This window comes from Pseudomonas sp. GW821-FHT09C09 (assembly GCF_059418105.1).
In genome coordinates this window covers 391,512-415,945 of sequence record NZ_JBWKPF010000001.1, presented here as the reverse complement: position 1 = coordinate 415,945, position 24,434 = coordinate 391,512, and the positions used below count along the sequence as shown (strand labels likewise).

General features: G+C 61.4%; 21 protein-coding genes. 14 read left to right on the top strand and 7 right to left on the bottom strand.

The window, feature by feature from the left end:
• Window positions 1-98: 98 nt before the first annotated feature.
• The 9 genes from AC07NR_RS02025 (at window position 99) to pcaC (ending at window position 8,348) form a co-directional block, all read left to right on the top strand.
• Entirely contained in the window at window positions 99-956 is an 858-nt protein-coding gene (locus AC07NR_RS02025) for a CoA transferase subunit A (RefSeq protein ID WP_003222404.1), read from the top strand.
• Window positions 956-1,735 (top strand): CoA-transferase subunit beta, encoded by a 780-nt coding sequence (locus AC07NR_RS02020; protein WP_265812106.1) that lies wholly within the window; start codon window positions 956-958, stop codon window positions 1,733-1,735. The genes AC07NR_RS02025 and AC07NR_RS02020 overlap by 1 nt, the downstream gene beginning before the upstream one ends.
• Window positions 1,732-2,937, top strand: a complete 1,206-nt coding sequence (pcaF, locus tag AC07NR_RS02015; protein WP_495077704.1) for a 3-oxoadipyl-CoA thiolase — start codon at window positions 1,732-1,734, stop codon at window positions 2,935-2,937. The genes AC07NR_RS02020 and pcaF overlap by 4 nt, the downstream gene beginning before the upstream one ends.
• 36 nt (window positions 2,938-2,973) lie before the next feature.
• A complete protein-coding gene (gene pcaH, locus AC07NR_RS02010; protein ID WP_007957831.1) occupies window positions 2,974-3,678 on the top strand; it encodes a protocatechuate 3,4-dioxygenase subunit beta in 705 nt (234 codons plus the stop codon).
• 1 nt (window position 3,679) lies between these two features.
• Window positions 3,680-4,246 carry a protocatechuate 3,4-dioxygenase subunit alpha gene (pcaG, locus tag AC07NR_RS02005; protein ID WP_495077703.1) on the top strand — a complete coding sequence of 189 codons (567 nt, stop codon included), beginning with the start codon at window positions 3,680-3,682 and terminating at the stop codon, window positions 4,244-4,246.
• Window positions 4,247-4,434: 188 nt separating this feature from the next.
• Window positions 4,435-5,730, top strand: a complete 1,296-nt coding sequence (locus AC07NR_RS02000; protein ID WP_114881728.1) for an MFS family transporter — start codon at window positions 4,435-4,437, stop codon at window positions 5,728-5,730.
• Between the two features lie 46 nt (window positions 5,731-5,776).
• On the top strand, window positions 5,777-7,141 hold the full coding sequence (locus AC07NR_RS01995) for a 3-carboxy-cis,cis-muconate cycloisomerase (protein ID WP_495077702.1): 1,365 nt from the start codon (window positions 5,777-5,779) through the stop codon (window positions 7,139-7,141).
• A gap of 12 nt (window positions 7,142-7,153) precedes the next feature.
• Entirely contained in the window at window positions 7,154-7,945 is a 792-nt protein-coding gene (pcaD, locus tag AC07NR_RS01990) for a 3-oxoadipate enol-lactonase (protein WP_495077701.1), read from the top strand.
• Between the two features lie 10 nt (window positions 7,946-7,955).
• Window positions 7,956-8,348 (top strand): 4-carboxymuconolactone decarboxylase, encoded by a 393-nt coding sequence (pcaC, locus tag AC07NR_RS01985; RefSeq protein WP_011332825.1) that lies wholly within the window; start codon window positions 7,956-7,958, stop codon window positions 8,346-8,348.
• A gap of 51 nt (window positions 8,349-8,399) precedes the next feature.
• On the opposite strand, the gene AC07NR_RS01980 is transcribed toward pcaC, so the two are convergent.
• The gene (locus AC07NR_RS01980; RefSeq protein WP_495077700.1) at window positions 8,400-9,206 is read right to left on the bottom strand and encodes a methyltransferase domain-containing protein; all 807 of its coding nucleotides are present in this window, start codon (window positions 9,204-9,206) and stop codon (window positions 8,400-8,402) included.
• Window positions 9,207-9,383: 177 nt separating this feature from the next.
• Window positions 9,384-10,640 carry an OprD family porin gene (locus AC07NR_RS01975; protein ID WP_495077699.1) on the bottom strand — a complete coding sequence of 419 codons (1,257 nt, stop codon included), beginning with the start codon at window positions 10,638-10,640 and terminating at the stop codon, window positions 9,384-9,386.
• Between the two features lie 586 nt (window positions 10,641-11,226).
• On the opposite strand from AC07NR_RS01975, the gene AC07NR_RS01970 reads away from it, so the two are divergent.
• The 4 genes from AC07NR_RS01970 (at window position 11,227) to AC07NR_RS01955 (ending at window position 15,204) form a co-directional block, all read left to right on the top strand.
• A complete protein-coding gene (locus tag AC07NR_RS01970; protein ID WP_119427265.1) occupies window positions 11,227-11,487 on the top strand; it encodes an Os1348 family RiPP precursor in 261 nt (86 codons plus the stop codon).
• 99 nt (window positions 11,488-11,586) lie between these two features.
• On the top strand, window positions 11,587-12,063 hold the full coding sequence (locus tag AC07NR_RS01965) for a GNAT family N-acetyltransferase (protein WP_423205062.1): 477 nt from the start codon (window positions 11,587-11,589) through the stop codon (window positions 12,061-12,063).
• A 15-nt stretch (window positions 12,064-12,078) separates the two neighbouring features.
• Window positions 12,079-13,239, top strand: a complete 1,161-nt coding sequence (locus tag AC07NR_RS01960) for an aKG-HExxH-type peptide beta-hydroxylase (RefSeq protein ID WP_495077698.1) — start codon at window positions 12,079-12,081, stop codon at window positions 13,237-13,239.
• Between the two features lie 15 nt (window positions 13,240-13,254).
• Window positions 13,255-15,204 carry a multinuclear nonheme iron-dependent oxidase gene (locus AC07NR_RS01955; RefSeq protein ID WP_495077697.1) on the top strand — a complete coding sequence of 650 codons (1,950 nt, stop codon included), beginning with the start codon at window positions 13,255-13,257 and terminating at the stop codon, window positions 15,202-15,204.
• Between the two features lie 62 nt (window positions 15,205-15,266).
• Here the strand turns inward: AC07NR_RS01955 and emhC are convergent, their stop codons facing one another.
• Genes emhC through emhA form a run of 3 tightly spaced genes read right to left on the bottom strand, consistent with a single transcriptional unit; the run spans window position 15,267 to window position 21,031 of the window.
• Window positions 15,267-16,727, bottom strand: coding sequence for an efflux RND transporter outer membrane subunit EmhC (gene emhC / locus AC07NR_RS01950; RefSeq protein WP_085712977.1), 1,461 nt, complete (start codon window positions 16,725-16,727; stop codon window positions 15,267-15,269).
• Entirely contained in the window at window positions 16,724-19,873 is a 3,150-nt protein-coding gene (gene emhB / locus AC07NR_RS01945) for an efflux RND transporter permease subunit EmhB (RefSeq protein ID WP_248738080.1), read from the bottom strand. Before emhB ends, emhC begins: the two co-directional genes overlap by 4 nt.
• A 3-nt stretch (window positions 19,874-19,876) precedes the next feature.
• Window positions 19,877-21,031 carry an efflux RND transporter periplasmic adaptor subunit EmhA gene (gene emhA / locus AC07NR_RS01940; protein WP_114881734.1) on the bottom strand — a complete coding sequence of 385 codons (1,155 nt, stop codon included), beginning with the start codon at window positions 21,029-21,031 and terminating at the stop codon, window positions 19,877-19,879.
• Window positions 21,032-21,298: 267 nt separating this feature from the next.
• Here emhA and emhR point away from each other — a divergent pair, with 267 nt between their 5' ends.
• On the top strand, window positions 21,299-21,931 hold the full coding sequence (gene emhR / locus AC07NR_RS01935; protein ID WP_248742794.1) for an efflux system transcriptional repressor EmhR: 633 nt from the start codon (window positions 21,299-21,301) through the stop codon (window positions 21,929-21,931).
• Window positions 21,932-22,171: 240 nt separating this feature from the next.
• On the opposite strand, the gene AC07NR_RS01930 is transcribed toward emhR, so the two are convergent.
• Together AC07NR_RS01930 and AC07NR_RS01925 are read right to left on the bottom strand one after the other, a co-directional pair.
• Window positions 22,172-23,221 (bottom strand): alkene reductase, encoded by a 1,050-nt coding sequence (locus AC07NR_RS01930; RefSeq protein WP_085712981.1) that lies wholly within the window; start codon window positions 23,219-23,221, stop codon window positions 22,172-22,174.
• Window positions 23,222-23,253: 32 nt separating this feature from the next.
• Complete coding sequence (locus tag AC07NR_RS01925) at window positions 23,254-24,417, bottom strand: MFS transporter (protein WP_119427271.1); 1,164 nt, start codon at window positions 24,415-24,417, stop codon at window positions 23,254-23,256.
• Window positions 24,418-24,434 lie beyond the last annotated feature (17 nt).

Sequence of the window (24,434 nt, the reverse complement as noted above, 5' to 3'; positions counted from 1 at the left end):
TTTGGCGAAAATCAGCGGCTTAATCTTCAGTGACTCCGGCGCACGACCTCGCGCCTTTTTATCACTGGCGATCCACTACAAAAACGGGAGCCCGCTCCATGGCTGAGATCCTTTCGCTGCACGACGCGGTGAAGCAATTCGTCAACGACGGCGACACCGTCGCGCTCGAAGGCTTCACTCACCTGATCCCTACGGCGGCGGGTCATGAAATCATTCGTCAGGGCAAGAAAGATCTGACCCTGGTGCGGATGACGCCTGACCTGATCTACGACCAACTGATCGGCGCCGGCTGTGCACGCAAGCTGATCTTCTCCTGGGGCGGCAACCCTGGCGTGGGTTCGCTGCACCGTCTGCGCGATGCGGTCGAGAAGCAATGGCCGCATGCGCTGGAAATCGAAGAACACAGCCACGCCGACCTGGCCAATGCCTACGTCGCCGGCGCCTCCGGCCTGCCGTTCGCGGTGCTGCGGGCCTACGCCGGTTCCGACCTGCCGAAGGTCAACCCGCTGATCAAATCCGTGACGTGCCCGTTCACCGGTGAAGTGCTGGCGGCGGTGCCGTCGGTGCGCCCGGACGTGACCGTGATCCACGCCCAGAAAGCCGACCGTCAGGGCAACGTGTTGCTGTGGGGCATTCTCGGTGTGCAGAAAGAAGCCGCGCTGGCCGCCAAGCGTTGCATCGTCACCGTCGAAGAAATCGTCGACAACCTCAACGCCCCGATGAACGCCTGCGTGCTGCCGACCTGGGCCCTGAGCGCGGTCTGCCATGTACCCGGTGGCGCGCATCCGTCCTACGCCCATGGTTACACTGAGCGTGACAACCGCTTCTATCAGGCGTGGGACCCGATCGCCCGCGACCGTGAGACGTTTACCGCGTGGATCAACGAATACATCCATGGCTGCGCTGACTTCAGCGAGTTTCAGGCCAAATTGGCCGCTGCTTCGGAGGCCAAGTAATGACTTACACCACCAATGAAATGATGACCGTTGCAGCGGCCCGTCGCCTGAAGAACGGCTCGGTGTGCTTCGTCGGCATCGGCCTGCCGTCGAAAGCCGCCAACCTGGCGCGGCTGACCTCGTCGCCGGACGTGGTGCTGATCTACGAGTCCGGCCCGATCGGCGCCAAACCCAGCGTATTGCCGCTGTCCATCGGTGACGGCGAGCTGGCGGAAACTGCCGACACCGTCGTCCCGACCGGTGAGATTTTTCGCTACTGGCTGCAGGGCGGGCGCATCGACGTCGGTTTTCTCGGCGCGGCGCAAGTCGACCGTTTCGGCAATATCAATACCACGGTGGTCGGCGATTACCATCAGCCGAAAGTCCGTCTGCCGGGTGCCGGTGGTGCGCCGGAGATCGCCGGTTCCGCGAAAAGTGTGCTGATCATCCTCAAGCAGTCGGCGCGCTCGTTTGTCGACAAGCTCGATTTCATTACCTCGGTCGGCCATGGCGAGGGCGGCGATTCGCGCAAACGCCTGGGCCTGCCGGGCGCAGGTCCCGTCGGCATCATCACTGACCTGTGCATCATGGAACCGGAAGAGGGCACCAATGAGTTCGTGGTCACCGCACTGCACCCGGGCGTGACCCGCGAGCAAGTGGTCGCCGCCACCGGCTGGGCCATCCGATTTGCCGACAGCGTAGCCACCACTGCCGAACCGACCGAGGTCGAGCTGAGCGCTTTGCGCGATCTCGAAGCCCGCACCGCAGCGGCCCACGGCCAGGCACCGGGAGAAGCATGATGCGCGACGTTTATATCTGCGATGCGATTCGTACCCCCATCGGTCGTTTCGGTGGCGGTCTGGCGGCTGTTCGCGCCGACGACCTGGCCGCCGTGCCGATCAAGGCCCTGATGGAACGCAATCCGTCGGTGGACTGGAGCGCTCTCGACGAAGTGTTTCTCGGCTGCGCCAACCAGGCCGGCGAAGACAACCGCAACGTGGCGCGCATGGCGCTGCTGCTGGCCGGTCTGCCGGAGAGCGTGCCCGGCGTCACCCTCAATCGCCTCTGCGCGTCGGGCATGGACGCCATCGGCACGGCGTTCCGCGCCATTGCCAGCGGCGAAATGGAGCTGGCGATTGCCGGCGGCGTCGAGTCGATGTCCCGCGCGCCGTTCGTGATGGGCAAGGCCGATGCGGCGTTTTCGCGCAACATGAAACTGGAAGACACCACCATCGGCTGGCGTTTCATCAACCCGTTGATGAAGGCGCAGTACGGCGTCGACGCAATGCCACAGACCGCCGACAACGTCGCCGACGATTACGAAATTTCCCGCGAGGATCAGGACGCTTTCGCCCTGCGCAGTCAGCAACGGACGGCCGCCGCCCAGGCTGCCGGCTACTTCGCCGAAGAAATCGTCGAAGTGCGGATCGCCCACAAGAAAGGCGAAACCGTGGTCAGCCAGGACGAACATCCTCGGGCCGACACCACCCTTGAAGCCCTGACCAGACTGAAACCGGTCAATGGCCCGGACAAGACTGTCACCGCCGGCAACGCGTCGGGTGTGAATGACGGTGCGGCGGCGCTGATTCTGGCCTCGGCTGACGCGGTGAAAAAACACGGTCTGACCGCCCGCGCCAAAGTGCTGGGTATGGCCAGCGCCGGGGTGGCGCCACGGGTGATGGGCATCGGCCCGGTGCCGGCGGTGCGCAAACTCACCGAGCGCCTCGGCGTGGCGGTCAGCGATTTCGATGTGATCGAACTCAACGAAGCGTTTGCCAGCCAGGGTCTGGCGGTATTGCGCGAACTGGGGCTGGCGGATGACGCGGCCCAGGTCAACCCGAACGGCGGGGCGATTGCCCTCGGTCATCCATTGGGCATGAGTGGCGCACGTCTGGTGCTGACCGCCCTGCATCAGTTGGAAAAGACCGGTGGCAAGAAAGGTCTGGCGACCATGTGCGTCGGTGTCGGCCAGGGTCTGGCATTGGCCATCGAACGCGTCTGACGCAAGCCGTGACGAACAAGAACAGAGGAAAGCGAAATGACTGACAAGCCTGGTTACCGCCGCCCACAGGAAGGCACCCAGCCGCCGTACCTGCACCCGAATTATCAATCCACCAATCTGCGCTCGCCGTCCAAGCCGTTGGTGTTCCTGCCACACTCGCTGTCGGAAATCACCGGCCCGACCATCGGCGCTGAACGCGTGGCCGACACCGACAACGATCTGACCGCCCAGCATCAGGGCGAACCGCTCGGCGAACGAATCATCATTCACGGCCGTGTGCTCGATGAAGACGGTCTGCCGGTGCCGGGGATTCTGGTGGAGATCTGGCAGGCCAACGCTGCCGGTCGCTACAACCACGCCCGTGACCTGCACGACGCGCCGCTGGACCCGAATTTCACCGGCACCGGCCGCACCGTGACCGACGCCGACGGCTGGTATCAGTTCCAGACCATCAAGCCCGGCGCCTATCCATGGGGCAACCACCACAACGCCTGGCGCCCGGCCCACGTGCATTTCTCGCTGTTCGGGCCGAGCATCCTGACGCGTCTGGTCACGCAGATGTATTTCCCGGGCGATCCGCTGCTGCCCTACGACCCGATCTACAACTGCGTGCCGGACACTTCGGCCAAGGAACGCCTGATCGCCGCTTTCGATCTGGAAAAAACCATTCCGTCCTACGCCCTCGCTTATCGCTGGGACATCGTGCTGCGCGGCCGCGAAGCCACGCCGATGGAGAAATAAGATGACCCTGACTGCGACCACGTCCCACACCGTCGGGCCGTATTACCACATCGGCCTGACCTGGCTGAACCGCGAAAACCTCGCCAACGAATTGACCCTCGGCCAGCGCGTGGCGATCACCGGGCAAGTGGTGGATGGCAATGGCGATGTCGTCAACGACGCCATGCTCGAAGTCTGGCAGGCCAACGCCGCCGGAAAATACGATCACCCGGAAGACGAGCAGGCCAAACCGCTGGACCCGAATTTCGAAGGTTTCGGCCGGGTGCCGGTGGATGCCGAAGGGCGCTTCCGTTTCACCACCATCAAACCGGGCACGGTCGAAGGCCTGAAAGGCACGACCCAGGCGCCGCATCTGGTGGTGCTGGTGTTCGCGCGCGGTCTGGTGAAGCACTTGCTGACGCGGATTTATTTCGAGGGCGATCCGGCGAACGTCAATGATCCACTGCTCGAATGTGTACCGGCCGAGCGCCGTAGCACGTTGCTGGCCAAGGCGGATGCAGAGGGTGTCTATCAGTGGAATGTGATCCTGCAGGGCACTGACGCGGAAACCGTGTTCTTCGATTACTAGAACACCACTTAACCCTGTGGGAGCGAGCTTGCTCGCGATGGCGGTAGATCAGTGACCTATGTGCTGAATGACACACCGCATCGCGGGCAAGCCCGCTCCCACAGGGATTTGCAGCGCTTGAGTATCTGTGGAACGGGACTGTTGCGAAGTGTGTCTAGACTCTCACTGTCCCTATCGAGTGAAAAACAATGACAACCACCACCTCTCATTACACCGGCGAAGAGCGCAGCAAGCGTATCTTCGCGATTGTCGGCGCCTCGTCCGGCAACCTCGTCGAATGGTTCGACTTCTACGTCTACGCCTTCTGCGCGATCTACTTCGCCCCGGCGTTCTTCCCCTCGGACAACCCCACGGTGCAGCTGGTCAACACCGCTGGCGTGTTCGCGGCCGGATTCCTGATGCGACCGATCGGCGGCTGGATCTTCGGCCGGGTGGCGGACAAGCACGGGCGCAAGAATTCGATGCTGATCTCGATTCTGATGATGTGCTTCGGCTCGTTACTCATTGCCTGTCTGCCGACCTACAACAGCATCGGCGTCTGGGCGCCGGTGCTGTTGCTGTTCGCGCGTCTGCTGCAAGGCTTGTCGGTGGGCGGCGAGTACGGCGCCACGGCGACCTACATGAGCGAAGTCGCGCTCAAGGGCCAGCGCGGATTCTTCGCCTCGTTCCAGTACGTGACCCTGATCGGCGGGCAACTGCTGGCGGTGCTGGTGGTGGTGATCCTGCAACAGTTCCTCTCTGAAGACGAACTGCGGGCCTACGGCTGGCGGATTCCGTTTGTGGTCGGGGCGGTGGCGGCGCTGATTTCGCTGTTCCTGCGTCGCACCCTGAAAGAAACCACCAACAAGGAAACCCGTGAACACAAGGACGCCGGCAGCATCGCTGCGCTGTTCCGCGATCACAAAGCCGCGTTTATCACCGTGCTGGGTTACACCGCTGGTGGCTCGCTGATTTTCTACACCTTCACCACGTACATGCAGAAGTACCTGGTGAACACCGCCGGCATGCACGCCAAGACCGCCAGTTTCATCATGACCGGCGCGCTCTTCTTATATATGTGCATGCAGCCGCTGTTCGGCATGCTCGCCGACAAGATCGGCCGGCGTAACTCGATGCTCTGGTTCGGTGCCCTCGGTACGCTGTTCACCGTGCCGATCCTGCTGAGCCTGAAAAGCGTCAGCAGCCCGTTCCTGGCTTTTGTGCTGATCACCGTGGCGCTGGCGATCGTCAGTTTTTACACCTCGATCAGCGGCCTGGTGAAAGCCGAAATGTTCCCGCCGGAAGTGCGCGCCCTTGGCGTCGGTCTGGCCTATGCGGTGGCCAACGCGATCTTCGGCGGTTCGGCGGAATATGTGGCTCTGAGCCTCAAGGCCGGGGGCATGGAAAACGCCTTCTATTGGTACGTCACGGTGATGATGGCGGTGGCGTTCCTGTTCAGCCTGCGCTTGCCGAAACAGGCCGCGTATTTGCACCACGATCTCTAAACCGAAGTGCGCGGGCCGCGATGGCCCGCGCCGGCAAGGACTGTTTATGACTCAGCGACCGGGCAATCAATTGTTCGATGCCTACTTCACTGCTCGCGAAATGCGCGAGGTGTTCTGCGATCAGGGCCGGGTGCAGGCGATGCTCGACTTCGAAGCGGCGCTGGCCCGGGCCGAAGCGCGGGTCGGGGTGATTCCGGCGAGCGCTGTGGCATCCATCGAGAACGCTTGCCGCGCCGAGTTGTTTGATTTCGCAGCGTTGGGCGAAGCCATCGCCACGGCGGGCAATTCGGCGATTCCGCTGGTCAAGGCATTGGGCAAGCGGATCGCGGCATCCGATGCTGAAGCCGAACGTTATGTGCATCTGGGCGCCACCAGTCAGGACGTGATGGATTCCGGGCTGGTGCTGCAATTGCGTCAGGCGCTGGAATTGATCGAAGGGGAGCTGGCGCAACTGGCCGGCTCCCTTGCTGCTCAGGCAGAGCGCCACGCCGCGACGCCATTGGCCGGGCGCACCTGGCTGCAACATGCGACGCCGGTGACACTCGGCATGAAGATCGCCGGCTGGCTCGGCGCCGTGACCCGCAGCCGTCAGCGTCTGCGCGAGCTCAAGCCACGGCTGCTGGTGCTGCAATTCGGCGGTGCGTCCGGGACCCTCGCGGCGCTGGGTGAACAGGCGTTGCCGATTGCCCGTGCGCTGGCCGAAGAACTGAATCTGACCCTGCCGGAACAACCCTGGCACACCCAGCGCGATCGCATTGTCGAGTTCGGCGCGGTGCTCGGTCTGATCGCCGGCAGCCTCGGCAAACTCGGCCGCGACATCAGCCTGTTGATGCAGACCGAAGCGGCGGAAGTGTTCGAGCCTTCGGCGCCGGACAAGGGCGGTTCCTCGACCATGCCGCACAAGCGCAATCCGGTGGGCGCGGCCGTGCTGATTGGTGCGGCGACCCGTGTGCCGGGTCTGGTTTCGACGCTGTTCAGCGCCATGCCTCAGGAACACGAACGCAGCCTCGGCCTGTGGCACGCGGAATGGGAAACCTTGCCGGAGATCTGCTGCCTGGTGTCGGGCGCGCTGCAACAGGCGCGGCTGCTGGCTGAGGGTCTGGAAGTCGATGCCGCGCGCATGGCCTGCAACCTGGAATTGACCCAAGGTCTGGTGCTGGCCGAAGCGGTGAGCATCGTGCTCGCGCAACGGGTCGGCCGCGACGCCGCGCATCATCTGCTCGAACAATGCTGCAAACGGGCGGTGGCCGAACAACGTCATCTCCGTGCGGTGCTCGGTGACGAGCCGCAAGTGACCGCCGAACTGAGCGCAACAGAACTGGATCATTTGCTTGATCCCGCCCGTTACCTCGGTCAGGCGCAGGTCTGGGTCGAGCGAGCGGTGGCCGAACACAACGCATTGTCTGATTGAAAGGAGAGGGCTGTGGCTTTCGTTCAACTCGCCGATGGCGAACTGCATTACTCATTGGAAGGCCCGGTCGATGCGCCGGTGCTGGTGCTGTCCAATTCGCTGGGCACCGACCTGCACATGTGGGACGCCCAGATGCCGGCGTTCACCGAGCACTTTCGGGTGCTGCGTTTCGACACCCGTGGTCACGGTCAGTCGCTGGTGACGCCGGGCCCCTACAGCATCGAGCAACTGGGCCGCGACGTGCTGGCGCTGCTGGATGCGCTGCACATTGAACGCGCGCATTTCTGCGGTCTGTCCATGGGCGGCTTGATCGGCCAGTGGCTCGGGATCAACGCCGGCCAGCGTCTTAACAAACTGATCGTCTGCAACACCGCCGCCAAAATCGGCGATCCGTCGGTGTGGAACCCGCGCATCGAAACCGTGTTGCGTGACGGCCCGGCGGCGATGGTTGCGTTGCGTGATGCATCGATTGCCCGTTGGTTTACCCCTGACTTCTCGGCGGCCCATCCGGCAGCGGCCAAGCAGATCACCGACATGCTCGCGGCCACCAATCCTGAAGGTTACGCCGCCAACTGCGCGGCGGTGCGCGATGCGGATTTCCGCGATCAACTGGCGTCGATCACGGCTCCGTTGCTGGTGATCGCCGGTACCGAAGATGCGGTGACGCCACCGTCCGGCGGGCACTTCATTCAGGAGCATGTGCGGGGCGCCGAGTACGCCGAGTTCTATGCCGCACATCTTTCCAACGTTCAGGCCGGTGACGCGTTCAGCGACCGCGTGCTGACATTCCTGCTGGCCGCTTGAGGGGACTTTTGTGGACGAGAAACAACGTTATGACGACGGCATGCAAGTGCGCCGTGCGGTGCTCGGTGATGCCCATGTCGATCGCAGCCTGACCACGCTGACCGAGTTCAACTCGGAATTCCAGGAGATGATCACCCGGCACGCCTGGGGCGACATCTGGACCCGCCCGGGCCTGCCACGCCACACCCGCAGCCTGATCACCATCGCCATGCTAATCGGCATGAACCGCGAGGGTGAACTCAAATTGCACCTGCGCGCAGCGGCCAACAATGGCGTGAGCCGTGGCGAGATCAAGGAAGTGATCATGCAGAGCGCGATCTACTGCGGGATTCCGGCGGCGAATGCGACCTTCCATCTGGCCGAATCGGTGTGGGACGAACTGGGTACCGAATCACGCGAGTAATCGTTGAATTCGAGGGATCGCAGCCTGTGGAAGGCTGCGATCCTGTGAGTTTCACACCTTGGCCACAATGAAAATCCGCTTGAACGGAAACAACGTATGCCCGTCGTCCTCCTGCGGATAATGCGCATGCACCCGCATCAGGTAGTGATAGATGAAGCGCGCCTGTTCCTCCGGCGTCAGCCCCTGCATCACCGGCCGCAGCGCCGACACCTTCACCCAGTCATAAACCGGTGACTTGCCGTCGACCACCTGCAATTGCTCGGTTTCCCAGATATCCAGCGACCGGGTCAGCGGCGCGAGCAAACGATAGTAATCCTCCAGTGACAACAACGGCCGCGCCGCCATGCGCTGGCGCAGTTGCGGGCTGCCCAGCGGTTGGCCACCGGGGCCGGCATCCTCGAGGGTATCGAGCATCAGGCGATACCAAAGCGCATCGCGCCAGTCCGGCATATGCGCGGCCAGGCATCCGCCGGGGTTGAGGTGGCGGAGCAATCCCGGCAACAGCGTTTGATGGTCATCGATGAAATGCAGCACGGCCGCGGCGAACAGCAGGTCAGCTGGTTTGCGGGGTTTCCAGTGTTGCAGCTCGGCGTGTTGCCAGCGCGCCTTGATCGGCAGACAGCGGGCGACCTGCAGCATGTCTTGCGAACTGTCGATGCCCTTGAGATCTGCCCGGGGCCAGCGATCGGCCAGAACCTTCGTGGCGATCCCGGTGCCGCAACCGAGGTCATAAATGCGTTGAGGATTGTGCAGATCGACGCGGCCGAGCAATTCATCGACCGGTTGTTGCCTGAGACGGGAAAACTGCTGATACGCCCTGGCATCCCAATCGGGAGCCGGTTTGACTCGAGTGATCATGAGGTGGTCCTCCGATGATCGGCAGTGTCTTCCGGTGACAGCCTGGCTCAAGTCCCGGGGGACCAACATCAACAGATAACGGAAGCGGGAAGGGTGGAGCGCCTGAGTCCTTCAGGTGCATCCACTCTACTCAACGATTCGTGACGATCCATGAATCCGGACGGATGGCGCTGGCCACTAGAGCAGATTGATCGGGTAGCTGACGATCACCCGGTTTTCGTCGAACTCGTTATTGCTGTAGTCACGGCGCATGGTCGAATTGCGCCACCGCACATTCAGGTTCTTCAGCGTGCCGCTCTGCACGGTGTAGCCCAGTTCCGATTCGCGGCCCCATTCATTGCCATCGGTGATGGTGCCGGTGTGCACGTTGTCACCGTTGATGTAGCGGTTCATCAGGGTCAGGCCGGGAACGCCGAGGGCGGCGAAGTTGTAGTCGTGGCGGATTTGCCAGGAGCGTTCCTGAGCGTTGTCATAGCTTGAGTTGTAGCTGTCGTTGGCCAGGGTCCCGCCGCTGGTGCCATTGACCCGCATCCAGTTGCTGTCGCCGGTGAGTTTTTGCAGGCCGACGTAGAAAGTGTTGCCGCCGTAGCGCGCGGAGAACAGCCCCGACCAGGTCTTGTTGTCGAGCTTGCCGGCCCGGGCGCTGCCGTCGTCCTTGCCGTAGAAGAAACCGAGGTTGGCGCCCAGGGTCCAGTCGCCGAGCGGCTGGCTGTGGATCAGGTTGACGTATTGCTGGCTGTAGATGTCCTTGAGTTCGGCGTTCCACAGGCCGATCTGCGTGCGCTTGCCGTTGAACGCGTATTCACCGCCCTGGAAGTTGAAGCGATCCGAGGTGAACGCCGGTTTGCCGAACATCGACATGTCGCTCATGCTGCTGTCGTCGCGCGGGCTGTTGGCGCGGAACTGGCCGCCGTAGAGGGTCAGGCCGTCGATTTCCTTCGAGGTGATCTGCCCGCCGCGAAAGGTCTGCGGCAGCGAGCGACCGTCGTCCGAGCGCAGGATCGGCAGCACCGGCATCCACTCGCCGACCTTGATTTCGGTCTGCGACAGTCTGGCCTTGAACGCCACGTTGGTACGGCCGAAATTGTCCGCCGGGCGACCGTCATGATCCAGTGGCAACAGTTGCGTGCCCCCCGTGCCTTTGCCGCCATCGAGTTTCACCGAGTACAACCCCAATACGTCCATGCCGAAACCGACGGTGCCTTGGGTGAAACCGGATTTGGCGTCGAGGATGAAACTCTGCGTCCATTCCTGTGCCATGCCCTGGGTCTTGGTCGGGTTGGTGAAGTTGCGGTTGATGTAGAAGTTGCGCAGGTTCAGGTCGGCCTTGGCACCGTCGATGAAGCCCGTCTCTTCGGCGGCCACAGGCAAGGCGATGCCGGTCAATGCCAGGGCGATCAGACTGAGTGCGCAAGGTGTTGTAGAACGTGTCATGGGCTCGGGTCTCTCTAATTGTTTGGGATGAAGCAGTTCGCAGCCGCAACCGGAAGTTGCAGACAAGAAACGGACTCGATGAAACGAAGGGCGGGATCAGCCCAAGCGGGGAGGACGCATGGTCATGGGGGTGAACCTGTTTTTATTGGTTTTGTTGGTGTGGGCAATGGTGAGGGGGATCGGCACGGGGATTCAATCGGGGTAAACAGGGTTTTGTGCGATTATCGAACGCTAATCGGAGAGGGTTATATTTTTTGTTCTCAGCGCATTCTTAATGAAATCCCGTGTTTATGTTTCGTATTAACGAGTTGCTCCGGCGGCGTTCTATTAATGGCGATTGTGGATGTGCTTATTTCTTTAGTTGTAGGAAATTACCTACAGTAATTGTTGCAATAAAGGCTGTCTCAATCATCGCGGGTTCAACTTAATAATTGGCGTTATCGCTTATCGTGAAAAGGTTTAACGGGAGGTTGTGTTGTAACTGGCAAAGGAAACAGGCATTGCTATATTCAAAATTCTCGAAAGGGGCAGGGAGGTTAATTGTCACTCTCGAGAGGATTAATTATTGATAACAAGGAGAGATAACATGCCTGCAAAAGTGAATCAGGAACGTCTCGCGACGGTGGTCGGTCGTGCCCTTATTGATAAGGACTTTGCGGAACAGTTGCACAAGGATGCTGAAGGCGCGGCCAAGGGCATCGGTGTGCATCTGAGCGCATCCGAACTGGGCGCCGTCAAGAGTATTGATGTGGCAAAACTGGGCACCGCCGGGGCGGGTATTCGCGACAAGCTGGGAGCGGCTGCGATATTTGACCAGCAACAACAGGTTCAGGCACGGATGGACTGATGCCCGGGGGGCTGTTTGGCGTGTCGTGGAGCGGCGATCCGGCTCTGTGTGCGCCAAATGGCCCGATTGCAAAGTGCTTGCACAGGGAGTGAGCGACGTATGTCAGTCACCTTGATTCCCATGGACGACGCGGACTTTGTGACGTTCACCGAAAGGGCGGTCGAAGAGTACGCCCAGGGCATGGTCGCCTCGGGAGAGTGGAGCCAGGCAGAGGCCCCACACCGATCCGCCACGGCTTTCGCGCAGTTGCTGGATAAGGGACGGCTGACCGAAAACCATCAGCTCTGGGTGATCCGGGACAACCAGCGACGCATCGGCGAGTTGTGGATCGCCCGCCGACATGTCGGCACGAAGCCGATTGCCTTCATCCTGGATATCTACATCGAGCTTGGCGAGCGCCGTCAGGGGCATGCCCGGCAATCGATGCTGGCCGCCGAAACCTGGGCGCGACAGAACGGCTGCGAGGAAATGCGTCTGCATGTGTTTGGCCGCAACCTGCCGGCGCGTGGTCTTTATGAACAATTGGGCTATGACATCGCCAGTCTGACCATGGCGAAACCATTGCCGCCTGCCTGAAAGGATGGTTGAAAAATGGATATTGGAAACCACGGCGAATTTGATTCGACGGTTGATGACTTGTTTAAAGGGAACACATTTCTTGCCGATGCCAGATATTCAAGGTTTGAAATATTACTTGAACATGTCAGTCGCAATCGTTTCACCATCTTCATGGTTTTATATGCCGAGTTGTTCAAGTTGTTTTCCGAGGAGTCGCGGTTGTCGGTGTTTTTCGACCGGGCGGTGGAACTTGTATTGCTGCCACCCCGTGAACAGGCTTTGATTATCAATGACCCGGTTTTTCAGATATGGAGCGGGCAGGCTTTTCGATTAACCAATCACTTTCTGGTCGGCAAGTCAGAGAGTACTGCCGAACTGGAAAAGACATTATTCGAGTTTCCCGAGATGCTCGACAGGGTCAAGGCCCGGAGTCAGTCGGGCGTGGTTCAGAACGACCCGCCTGTCTACCGGTTCGACGCCGATCCGCTGATCATGCAGGCCACGCCGCCCAGTTATGAATTCCCGGAAGACGAAGCGACCCGAAAACGCCTGGAGCGTGGCGGTGTTTCCAGCCGGTTCTTCGCTGACGTGGTGAAGATTGCCCTGTTGCGGATCGAGCACACCTGGCCTGCCTGCCGCGAACAGATGAAGGCTCTGATCAAGTCGATTTGCTACCTGCCGGACGGTTCCTTTCGCAGTTGTTCGGCTTCGCGCTACACCGGCGTCATCCTTCTGGCGAGCCGGGATGACTCGATCCTCGATCTTGAGGAATCCCTGGTGCATGAGGCGATTCATCAGTTGCTTTATCACGTCGTCGAGGTGTCTGCGATTGTCGACCCTGGTGCTTCTCAGGAAGCCTCATTCAGCTTGCCGTGGTCGGGCCAGAAACGTGACCTGTATGGCTACTTTCATGCGTTTTACGTGTACATCGCGCTGGTCAAGTACATGGAACGGGTGCGGTCGCGTTCCGACGAGGAATTGCAGCGGGCGCAGAACCGTCTGCTGTTCATCCTGCGGGGGCTGATCCGGGCCTTGCCGGACCTTCAAGGCAGTGAGGATTTCACGCCCCATGGGCGCCAGTTGCTGGAAAACCTTGCCGCCGAGGTGCGGGCCATGGAGAGCAAATACGCCGGGCGGCTGGCCGCTGCGGCGCCATTGCCCACGACGCCGCCGGTATTGGGTGCGACGGCCTGAGCCCGGGAGGCAATCATGACGATGTTCGATGCTTCGCGTTTTCCCGAGGCCGGGGTAGGGCTGGAGTATCACTTGCCCCGTCACCGGGTGGCGGATCATGCCGTCGATCCGGCCCTCGAACGGATCCTCGCCGAAGGACTGCCGCATTTCGATTACCTGGAGTTTCAGCCGACCCACAGCATCCTCGAACCACGCCTGCTTGAAGTCGGGGAGCAGACGCCCAGTCTGTTGCATTCCTCCAGCCTGTCTCTGGGCAGTGTAGGGATCGCGATGGATCGCGAGTTTCTGCAGATGACCCGACGGCTGTGCGACAGAACCCGATCACCCTGGCTGGCGGAGCACATTTCCTGGTCGCGGTTTCACGGCGGTGACACCCAGCACTTCATTTTGCCGACCCTGGCGGAGGAAGTGGCCGACACGGTGGTCGCCAACGCCCTCGAGCTGCAAGCACTGACCGCGACGCCGCTGGTACTGGAAAACGCGCCACGACTGTTTTCATTGGCCGACGCCCACGAGCAGTCGGAAGGCGAATTCATTTCCAGCGTGGTGCAACGCAGCGGTGCGGGGTTTCTGCTGGATCTGGACAGCGCCATCGCCACTGCCAAAGCGCTGGGTTATGACCTGAAAGACTATCTGCGTTCGTTGCCGCTGGACCGGTTGATTGAAATCCACACCGGGCATCCGCGTCGGGACTGGGATCTGTTGACGCAGTTGTTTGCGGTGTCCCCGGTCAGGGCGGTGACGCTGGAGTGGGACATCGCCGACAGAGCCGACGATGCGCAACTGGAGGTCCTGATTCGCGACATCAAGCGTCTCAAGCCCAGGGTGCTGTTCTGGCAGGGGCGCGAGCCGCCATCAGCGCCGGACACTCCGGCCCTCGAGCCCGGCTCGTTGCTCAAACTCAGGGAAAACGTATGGTTCAGTGTCGGGGCTTCATCCTTTGTGCTGCGGGATCGGCAATCGGGCCTGAGTCTGGAGTTCTGCCTGACGTTGCTGCCGTTGTTGAACCACTTCATGACCCCACATTCACTTGAGAGTGCGCTGATGCTGCCGGGTATTTTGAACAGCCCGGAGCAGGGCAGTCACCTGGCTTTTTTGCAGGCGCTGGTGAATCACGGGATTGTGCAAACGGTAGACGGCCCGCCGGACGGGGCGCACAGGCAGCCGCTCCAGCTCTGGTCCCGCTGGGAGGCGGCGCTGGAGTTTTACCTCAGCACCCGCACCGGTTTGCAGACGCCCTATGTCAGCGTCGTCGAGCTTGAGGCCGAGCTGGAGCAGAAGGCCTCGCAGCAACGTCAGCCGTCATCCTTCAAGGACTATCACTCTCACCCCTTCATTGCTCTGGAAAATCCGCTGCTGGTGCCCGGCGAGACCCTCGCCGAAACGACGCTGCTCGATTCGCTGTGCGCGCGGCGTACGTCGCGGGCGTTCAGCGGCAAGCCGTTGACGCCGACGCAATTGTCCTTGCTGCTCTATTACACCTGGGGCGTGACGGCGATGGAGCCGAACGGCATGGGTGATTTTTTCCTGAAGAAAACCTCGCCGTCCGGCGGCTCGCTGCAAGCCACCGAGGTGTATGCGGTGCTGATGAATGTGCAGGGTTTCGAGCGGGGGCTTTATCACTACTCCGTACGTCGTCACGGATTGGAGTTGCTGTCGCGGGAGGATCCTCGGGCCTGGATCAGCGAGGCCAGTGGCGGACAACCCTGGGTGAAGGATGCGGCCGCGGTATTCGTGTCCACCGCGCGGGTCGAGCGGTTGGCCTGGAAGTACGAGTTCAGCCGGGCGCTGCGGGTGGCGTTGATGGATGCCGGGCACCTGAGCCAGACGTTTTCACTGATGGCCACGGCGTTGAATCTCGGGTGTTTCACCACGGCGGCGCTGCGCGATGAAATGTTCGAAAACCGTCTGGGGCTCGATTATCTGGAAGAACCGGTGTTTCTGCTCAACGGTGTCGGCGGCTGAAGACGTTGCGCAGACAACAAAAAGCCCACCGGATGGTGGGCTTTTTGTTTATCGCGAGACGATCAGAACAACTTCATCTTCGGCGCTTCTTCTTTCAGCGGTTCGTTCTGCGCGGTTTGCGCATTCCAGCCGCCACCCAGTGCCTTGTACAGGTTGACCGCACTGGTCAGCTGCGCGAGGCGGTCGGTGATCAGGGCCTGTTGGGCGCTGAACAGCTGACGCTGGGCATCGAGGAAGGTCAGGTTGCTGTCGACGCCGATGCGGTAGCGACGCTCGGCCAGACGGTAGTAGTCCTGGTTCGCGGCGACGAAATCACGCTGGGCCTGCAGCTGCTCGGTGTAGGTCTGGCGCGCGGCCAGGCCATCGGCGACTTCCTGGAAGGCCGTTTGAATGGACTTCTCGTAGTTCGCCACGCCGATGTCCTTCTGGATCTTGGCGTAGTCGAGACTGGCGCGCAGGCTGCCGGCGTTGAAGATCGGCAGGTTGATCTGCGGCTGGAACAGCCACGTGCCCGAACCGCCCTTGAACAGGCCGGACAGGTCCGGGCTCAGGCTGCCCGCATTGGCGGTCAGGCTGATGCTCGGGAAGAACGCTGCGCGGGCAGCGCCGATGTTGGCGTTGGCGGCCTTCAGGTTGTACTCGGCCTGAAGGATGTCCGGACGGCGTTGCAACAGATCCGACGGCAGACCGGCCGGCACATCGCTGAGCAGGTCATCCGACAGCGGTTTGGCCGCTTGCAGGTTGGCCGGCACGCCGGTGCCGAGCAGCAGGGTCAGGCTGTTTTCGTCCTGGGCCACCTGGCGGGTGTAGCGCGCCAGTTGTGCACGGGCGTTCTCGACCGAGGTACGCGACTGCGCCAGATCCAGCGCCGAGGCCACACCGACTTCGTTGCTGCGGCTGGTCAGCTTGTAGCTTTCCTCGAAGGCACCGAGGGTGTCTTGAGTCAGCTTCAGCAGTTCCTTGTCGGCCTGCCAGGTCAGGTAGGCGTTGGCCACGCTGGCCACCAGGCTGATCTGGGTGCTGCGGCGCGCTTCTTCGGTGGCGAAGTATTGTTGCAGCGCTTGCTCGCTCAGGCTGCGAACCCGACCAAACAGGTCGAGCTCGTAGGCGCTGATGCCGACGGTGGCGGTGTACGAACTGGTGATGTTCGCTTCACCGGTCTGCGACGCACGGGCCGGAACCCGCTGACGGCTGCCGCTGGCATTGGCCGAAACCGCCGGGAACAGGTCGGCACGCTGGATGCGGTATTGAGCCGCGTAGGCGTCGATGTTCAGCGCCGCGACACGCAGGTCGCGGTTGTTTTCCAGGGCAACCTGGATCAGCTGTTGCAGGGCAGGGTCATGGAAAAACTGCTTCCAGCCCTGTTCGGCAGCGGCCTGCGCCGGTGCCTGGGCCGGCGAGTACGCAGGCCCCTGCGGGAATTGCGCGGCCACCGGTGCTTCAGGCTGCTGATAATCCGGTATCAGCGAGCAACCGCTCAGCACGAAGGCGGCGACTGCGATGGAGAGTAGCGACTTGCTCATTGGCCAGCCTCTTTAGGAGTTTCTTTGGTGTCATCCTCGCCAGCGATTTTGCGCTGACCCATGGACGACACAGTGACGAAGAACAGTGGGACCCAGAAGATCGCCAGGATCGTGGCCGTGAGCATACCGCCAATCACGCCCGTACCGATCGCGTGTTGACTGCCCGAGCCGGCGCCGGTGGAGATGGCCAACGGTACTACACCGAGGACAAACGCCAGCGAGGTCATGATGATCGGTCGCAGACGCATGCGGCAGGCTTCGATCGCCGCATCGCGCAGACTGCGCCCTTGCTCGTGCAGCTCCTTGGCGAATTCGACGATCAGAATGGCGTTTTTAGCCGCCAGACCGATGGTCGTCAACAGACCCACCTGGAAGTACACGTCGTTCGACAGACCGCGCAGGCTGGTAGCCATCAGCGCACCGATGATCCCCAGCGGCACCACGAGCATGACCGCGATCGGAATCGACCAGCTTTCATACAGCGCCGCCAGACACAGGAACACCATCAGCAGCGACAGGGCGTACAGCGCTGGCGCTTGTGAGCCGGACAGACGTTCCTCGTAGGACAGACCGGTCCAGGAAATACCGACACCCGGCGGCAGCTTGGCAGCAATCGCTTCGACTTCGGCCATCGCTTCACCGGTGGAGTAACCCGGCGCCGGAGAACCGAGGATCTCCATCGCTTCTACACCGTTGTAACGTGCCAGTTTCGGCGAACCGTAGATCCACTCGCCCTTGGCGAACGCGGAGAACGGAACCATGGTGCCGGCGCTGTTGCGCACGTACCACTTCTTCAGGTCTTCAGGGCTCATGCGAGCGCCGGCCTGGCCTTGCACGTAAACCTTCTTCACACGACCACGGTCGATGAAGTCGTTGACGTAGCTACTACCGAAGGAGATCGACAGGGTGCTGTTGATGTCGGACAGGCTCAAGCCCAGGGCACGGGCCTTCTCGTCGTCGATTTCCAGGTGGTATTGCGGCTCGTCGTTCAGACCGTTCGGACGCACCTGGTAGAGCACCTTGCTCTGCGCGGCCATGCCGAGGAACTGGTTACGGGCTTCCATCAGCTTGTCGTGACCGATACCGGCGCGGTCCTGCAGGAACACGTCGAAACCGGTGGCGTTACCCAACTCCAGTACGGCCGGCGGGGCAAAGGCAAACACCATCGCATCGCGGAAGCTGAAGAAGTGCTGCTGGGCACGCTGGGCCAGGGCGAACACGCTGTTGCTTGCGTCACGCTCGTGCCAAGGCTTGAGCATGATGAACGCCAGACCGGAACTCTGGCCGCGACCGGCGAAGTTGAAGCCGTTCACGGTGAACACCGAGGCTACCGAGCTGGATTCTTTATCCAGCAGGTAGGTACGCATTTCATCGATCACCACCTGGGTGCGCTCGGCACTGGAACCTGCCGGGGTCTGCACCTGGGCGAACAGAACGCCCTGGTCTTCTTCCGGCAGGAACGCCGTCGGAATGCGGGTGAACAGCCAGATCATGCCGACCACGATCAGGATGTAGGCCAACAGGTACGGCGCCTTGCGCTGCAGAATGTTGCCGACACCGCGCTCGTAGCTGCGCACGCTGCGGTCGAAGTTGCGGTTGAACCAGCCGAAGAAACCTTTTTTCGGCGTGCCGTGCTCGCCTTTCGGAATCGCCTTGAGCATGGTGGCGCAGAGTGCCGGGGTGAAGATCAGCGCAACCATTACCGACAGGGCCATGGCCGAGACGATGGTGATCGAGAACTGACGGTAGATCACACCGGTGGAGCCGCTGAAGAACGCCATCGGCAGCAGTACCGCCGACAGTACGAGGGCGATACCGACCAGGGCGCCCTGGATCTGGCCCATGGACTTCTTGGTCGCTTCCTTCGGTGACAGGCCTTCTTCGGCCATCACCCGCTCGACGTTTTCCACCACGACGATGGCATCGTCCACCAGCAAACCGATGGCCAATACCATACCGAACATGGTCAGGGTGTTGATGCTGAAACCGGCGGCCGCGAGGATGCCGAACGTACCGAGCAATACCACCGGCACGGTCATCGTGGTGATGACGGTGGCGCGGAAGTTCTGCAGGAACAGGAACATCACCAGGAACACCAGCGCGATCGCTTCGACCAGGGTTTCAACCACACCCTTGATCGACTCGGTCACCACCGGCGTGGTGTCGTACGGGAACACCACTTCCATGCCTTGCGGGAAGAACGGCTTGAGGTCGTCAATCGTCTTGCGCAGGGCTTTTGCGGTGTCGAGGGCGTTGGCACCGTTGGCCAGTTTCACCGCCAGACCGGAAGCCGGCTTGCCGTTGAACTGCGCCGCGATGCTGGAGTTTTCACCGCCCAGACCGACGTCGGCGACATCACCGACACGTACCTGCGAGCCATCCTGGTTGACCTTCAGCAGAATCGCCTTGAACTGCTCGGCGGTCTGCAAACGGGTCTTGCCGATGATCGTGGCGTTCAGTTGCTGGCCTGGCAGCGCCGGCAGACCGCCGAGCTGACCGGACGAAATCTGCACGTTCTGCGCCGAGATCGCGGCGCTGACATCGGCCGGGGTCAGGTTGTACTTGTTCAGCTTGGCCGGGTCGAGCCAGATGCGCATCGCGTACTGGGCACCGAAGACCTGGAAGTCACCGACACCGGCGGTCCGCGAGATCGGGTCCTGCATGTTCGACACGATGTAGTTGGACAGGTCGTCCTTGGACATGCTGCCGTCACGCGATACCACGCCGATCACCAGCAGGAAGTTCTTCACTGCCTTGGTCACGCGGATACCCTGTTGCTGCACTTCCTGCGGCAACAGCGGGGTGGCCAGGTTCAGCTTGTTCTGGACCTGGACCTGCGCGGTGTCGGAGTTGGTGCCTTGCTCGAAGGTCGCGGTGATGGTCATGCTGCCGTCGGAGTTACTTTCCGAAGACACATAACGCAGGTTGTCGATACCGTTGAGCTGTTGCTCGATCACCTGCACCACGGTGTCCTGGACCGTCTGTGCCGAAGCACCCGGGTAGGTCACGGAAATCGCAATGGCCGGTGGCGCAATGCTCGGGTACTGGTTGATCGGCAACTTGAGGATCGATAGAGCCCCGACCAGCATGATCACCAGGGCAATTACCCAGGCGAAAATCGGACGGTCGATAAAAAATTTCGACATGAGTTACTCCCCTTTGCCGCCGTAGGCTTTGTCAGCTGCCTTGGCGGGTGCCGGGTTCTTGGCTACGTTGGTCGCTTCGGTCGGATTGACCTGAACACCAGGACGGACGAATTGCAGCCCTTCGGTGATCAGGCGATCGCCGGCTTTCAGGCCGTCTTCGATCAGCCACTGGCTGCCGACGGTGCGGCTGGCCTTGAGTTGACGCAGTTCGACCTTGTTGTCCGCACCGACGACCAGAGCGGTCGGGGTGCCCTTGAGGTCACGGGTCACGCCTTGTTGCGGCGCCAGGATAGCGGCGGCGTTGACACCGGCCTGCAGTTGGGCGCGGACGAACATGCCGGGCAACAGGGTGTGATCCGGGTTCGGGAACACGGCGCGCAGGGTCACGGAGCCGGTGGTCGGGTCGACCGACACTTCGGAGAATTCCAGCTTACCGTCGAGCTTGTACTGACTGCCGTCTTCCAGGGTCAGTTTGACCGCAGCGGCGTTGTCGCCGGCCTTCTGCAGACGACCGCTTTCCAGTTCACGGCGCAGCTCCAGCAGTTCGACCGAGGACTGCGTCACGTCGACGTAGATCGGATCCAGTTGCTGGATGGTCGCCATCGCATCGGACTGGCCATTGCTGACCAGCGCGCCTTCGGTGACCGAAGAACGGCCGATACGACCGGAGATCGGCGCATAGACCTTGGTGTAACGCACGTTGATCTGCGCGCTCTGCAGCGAAGCTTCCGATTGCAGGCGGTTGGACACGGCCGTGTCGTATTCCTGACGGCTCACGGCCTGCTCGTCGACCAGTTGCTTGTAGCGATCGGAGATCGACTTGGTCGAACGCAGGTTGGCTTCGGCGCTTTTCAGGGTCGCTTCATAGACCGACGGATCGATCTGATACAGCTGCTGGCCGGCTTTGACATCGCCGCCTTCCTTGAAGAGACGCTTGAGAATGATGCCGTTGACCTGCGGACGGACTTCAGCGATGCGGAACGCACTGGTGCGGCCCGGAAGTTCCGATGTCAGGGTAAAGGCTTGTGGTTGCAGGGTGACGACGCCGACCTGAGGAGGTGGTGCGGCGGGAGCCGCCTCTTCCTTTTTACATCCGCTGAGCAGCGATGCCAGGGCGACGGCAGTGACCAGAGCGGTAACAGCTGGCTTGAATTGCATGAAGATCCTCGGGTCAGGCGCGCGAAAAGCGCACAAGAAGTGTGGAAGGGTAAAAAAAGGTTACCGGGTGGATAAGTAGCTTGCTAAGGAATATACTTACGTTCATGGTTGTTTGTAAACACCTTGGCTGCGTACCCAACCGGTTACAAAGGTCGTGGCAAGGTCTGAAATTGTAGGCCGGGGGAGTCGATCCGCGAGAGGTCCACCCCTTTTTATTCAGCGGATATTCAGCCATCCCTGAAACATCCTGTTTGAGGTTTTACTGCCATGGTTCGTCGTACCAAAGAGGAAGCTCAGGAAACGCGAAGCCAGATTCTGGAAGCCGCCGAGAAAGCTTTCTATGAAAGGGGCGTGGCCCGTACGACGCTGTCCGATATTGCGAGCCTTGCGGGCGTAACGCGCGGCGCCATCTACTGGCACTTCAGCAACAAGGCCGATCTGTTGCAGGCGATGCTCGATACGCTGAAGGAACCGCTGGATGAACTGGCCAAGGCCAGCGAAAGCGAGGACGAACCCGATCCGCTGGGCTGCATGCGCAAGCTGTTGATTCATTTGTTTCATCAAATTGCGCTGGACCCTAAAACCCGGCGTATCAACGAAATTCTGTTTCATAAGTGCGAATTCACCGATGAAATGTGCGATCTGCGCCAGCAGCGCCGGACCGCCAGCCTCGATTGCAATGTGCATATCGCGCTGACATTGAGTAATGCGGTCAATCGTGGGCAACTGCCGGCGGACCTCGACACCGCCCGCGCGGCCATCAGCATTCACGCCTTTATCGATGGCATCCTGTATCAGTGGCTGCTGGCCCCGGACAGCTTCGAGCTGTACGCCGAAGCCGAGCGCTGGGTCGATACAGGGCTGGATATGCTGCGCTGGAGCCCCAGCCTGCGCAAATGAAACAAAATGCGTAATTGGATCAGGTTATGTCAATGAAGCAGGCGGATGAAGATCCCTGTTCGTTCGCCTCGCCGCAGTGGATTGCTTTTATATACCTCAACCCATCGAGTTGATACGTAGCGAACTACGTATTTTGTAGGGATTTTGTGTCAAACCTGTGAGCGATTCGCGAACCCCGCGCCCAATAAAAAGCCCCCGACTCTCACGAGTCGGGGGCTTTTTGTGTTTCTGCGCTGCGATTTACAGCGTCGGGTAGTCGAGGTAACCGACCGCGCCTTTGCCGTAGAAGGTTTCCGGGTGCGGCTGGTTCAGCGGCGCGTCGGCCTTCAAACGGGCCGGCAGGTCCGGGTTGGCAATGAACGGGATACCGAACGCCACGGCGTCAGCCTTGCCCTCGGCCAGCCACGCGTTGGCGCTGTCCTTGGTGAAGCGCTCGTTGGCGATGTACGCGCCGCCGAAGGCTTCTTTCAGTTGCGGGCCGAGGCTGTCGGCACCTTCTTTTTCGCGGGAGCAGATGAAGGCGATGCCACGCTTGCCCAGTTCGCGGGCGACGTAGGTGAAGGTCTCTGCCAGATTGTCGTCGCCCATGTCATGGGAATCAGCACGCGGAGCCAGGTGTACACCGACACGGCCGGCGCCCCAGACTTCGATGGCGGCGTCGGTCACTTCCAGCAGCAGACGGGCACGGTTTTCCAGGGAGCCGCCGTAGTTGTCGGTGCGCTGGTTGGTACTGCTTTGCAGGAACTGGTCGAGCAGGTAACCGTTGGCGCCATGGATTTCCACGCCGTCGAAACCGGCGGCCTTGGCGTTTTCCGCACCGACGCGGTAGGCGTCGACGATGTCGGCGATTTCAGCGGTTTCCAGCGCGCGTGGCGTCGGGAAGTCGGCCAGAGGGCGAACCAGGCTGACGTGGCCTTTAGGCTGGATGGCGCTCGGGGCGACCGGGGTTTCGCCGTTCAGGTACGACGGGTGGGAAATCCGGCCCACGTGCCACAGCTGCAGGACGATCTTGCCGCCGGCGGCGTGAACAGCCTTGGTCACGTTGGTCCAGCCGCGCACCTGATCGTTGGACCAGATCCCCGGGGTGTCCGGGTAGCCGACGCCCATCGGTGTCACCGAAGTGGCTTCGCTGAGGATCAGGCCGGCGGAGGCGCGTTGTACGTAGTACTCGGCCATCAGCGCGTTCGGTACACGGCCTTCGTCGGCGCGGCAGCGGGTCAGCGGCGCCATGATGATGCGGTTGGACAGCTCGAGGTCGCCCAGTTTGATCGGATCGAAAATTGTTGCCATGAGATACAACCCTCGTGAAGTAAGTGAGTGAATCAGTTAGCGGTGGCCAGCTCGGGATTACCGTTCCGGCGGAATGTGATCAGGGTTACCAGCAGTGCCAGGATCGCCAGCGCCGCAGCGGCGAGAGGTACGCTGGTCAGGCCGTAGCCGTGGGCGATGACGCTGCCGCCGACCCAGGCGCCCAGAGCGTTGCCGACGTTGAAGGCGCCGATGTTCAGGGTCGACACCAGGTTCGGTGCGGCCTGGCCGTAGGTCACGACGTTCACTTGCAGGGCAGGCACGGCGGCGAAACATGCGGTGGCCCAGAGGAACAGGGTGATTTCGGTCGGGATCAGCGCAATGCTGGTCCAGGTCAGGACGGTGGAGGTCACGGCCATGGCGATAAACACGCCGATCAGCGTCGCGGCCAGGCCTTTGTCGGCCATCTTGCCGCCGATGATGTTGCCGACGGTCAGGCCCAGGCCGATCAGCATCAGGGTCCAGGTCACGCCACGGGGCGAGACGCCGGTGACATCGCCCAGCAGCGGCGCGACGTAAGTGAACAGGGTGAACACCGAGGCGGCGAACAGTGCAGTCATGCTCAAGGACAGCCAGATCCCGGCGCCCTTGAGTGCGGCCAGTTCGGCGCGCATGTCGAGTTTCTCTTCGTCGCGCTTGGCCGGCAGGAAGCGGATCAGGCCGATCAGCGCGATCACACCGATCACCGTCACTGCCCAGAAGGTCGAACGCCAGCCGGCTTCCTGACCGAGGGCGGTGCCCAGCGGTACGCCGAGTACGTTGGCCAGGGTCAGGCCGGTGAACATCAGGGCCACGGCCGAAGCACGTTTGTTCGGCGCCACCAGGTTGGCCGCGACCACCGAACCGATACCGAAGAACGCACCGTGACACAGCGCGGTGACCACTCGGGCGAACATCAGCACCTCGTAGTCAGTGGCGATGGCGCAGAGCAGGTTGCCGATAATGAAGATGCCCATCAGCGCCACCAGTGCAGCCTTGCGCGGCAGTTTGGCGGTGGCCATCGCCATGAACGGTGCACCGATGGCCACGCCCAGAGCGTAACCGGTCACCAGCCAGCCGGCGCCGGGGATCGACACGCCGAGATCCGCCGCCACATCGGGCAACAGGCCCATGATGACGAATTCCGTGGTGCCGATGGCGAAGGCGCTCAGGGCGAGTATGAGGAGCGAGAGGGGCATCATTTAGTCCTTTTCGG

Coding starts and splice junctions, on each gene's coding strand:
- AC07NR_RS01970 (WP_119427265.1), top strand. CDS start 11,227: ATGCCTGCAAAAGTGAATCAGGAACGTCTCGCGACGGTGGTCGGTCGT.
- pcaH (WP_007957831.1), top strand. CDS start 2,974: ATGACTGACAAGCCTGGTTACCGCCGCCCACAGGAAGGCACCCAGCCG.
- AC07NR_RS01925 (WP_119427271.1), bottom strand. CDS start 24,417: ATGCCCCTCTCGCTCCTCATACTCGCCCTGAGCGCCTTCGCCATCGGC.
- AC07NR_RS02000 (WP_114881728.1), top strand. CDS start 4,435: ATGACAACCACCACCTCTCATTACACCGGCGAAGAGCGCAGCAAGCGT.
- AC07NR_RS02025 (WP_003222404.1), top strand. CDS start 99: ATGGCTGAGATCCTTTCGCTGCACGACGCGGTGAAGCAATTCGTCAAC.
- AC07NR_RS01955 (WP_495077697.1), top strand. CDS start 13,255: ATGACGATGTTCGATGCTTCGCGTTTTCCCGAGGCCGGGGTAGGGCTG.
- emhB (WP_248738080.1), bottom strand. CDS start 19,873: ATGTCGAAATTTTTTATCGACCGTCCGATTTTCGCCTGGGTAATTGCC.
- AC07NR_RS01930 (WP_085712981.1), bottom strand. CDS start 23,221: ATGGCAACAATTTTCGATCCGATCAAACTGGGCGACCTCGAGCTGTCC.
- AC07NR_RS01960 (WP_495077698.1), top strand. CDS start 12,079: ATGGATATTGGAAACCACGGCGAATTTGATTCGACGGTTGATGACTTG.
- pcaG (WP_495077703.1), top strand. CDS start 3,680: ATGACCCTGACTGCGACCACGTCCCACACCGTCGGGCCGTATTACCAC.
- AC07NR_RS01965 (WP_423205062.1), top strand. CDS start 11,587: ATGTCAGTCACCTTGATTCCCATGGACGACGCGGACTTTGTGACGTTC.
- AC07NR_RS02020 (WP_265812106.1), top strand. CDS start 956: ATGACTTACACCACCAATGAAATGATGACCGTTGCAGCGGCCCGTCGC.
- AC07NR_RS01975 (WP_495077699.1), bottom strand. CDS start 10,640: ATGACACGTTCTACAACACCTTGCGCACTCAGTCTGATCGCCCTGGCA.
- emhC (WP_085712977.1), bottom strand. CDS start 16,727: ATGAGCAAGTCGCTACTCTCCATCGCAGTCGCCGCCTTCGTGCTGAGC.
- emhA (WP_114881734.1), bottom strand. CDS start 21,031: ATGCAATTCAAGCCAGCTGTTACCGCTCTGGTCACTGCCGTCGCCCTG.
- AC07NR_RS01980 (WP_495077700.1), bottom strand. CDS start 9,206: ATGATCACTCGAGTCAAACCGGCTCCCGATTGGGATGCCAGGGCGTAT.
- AC07NR_RS01995 (WP_495077702.1), top strand. CDS start 5,777: ATGACTCAGCGACCGGGCAATCAATTGTTCGATGCCTACTTCACTGCT.
- emhR (WP_248742794.1), top strand. CDS start 21,299: ATGGTTCGTCGTACCAAAGAGGAAGCTCAGGAAACGCGAAGCCAGATT.
- pcaF (WP_495077704.1), top strand. CDS start 1,732: ATGATGCGCGACGTTTATATCTGCGATGCGATTCGTACCCCCATCGGT.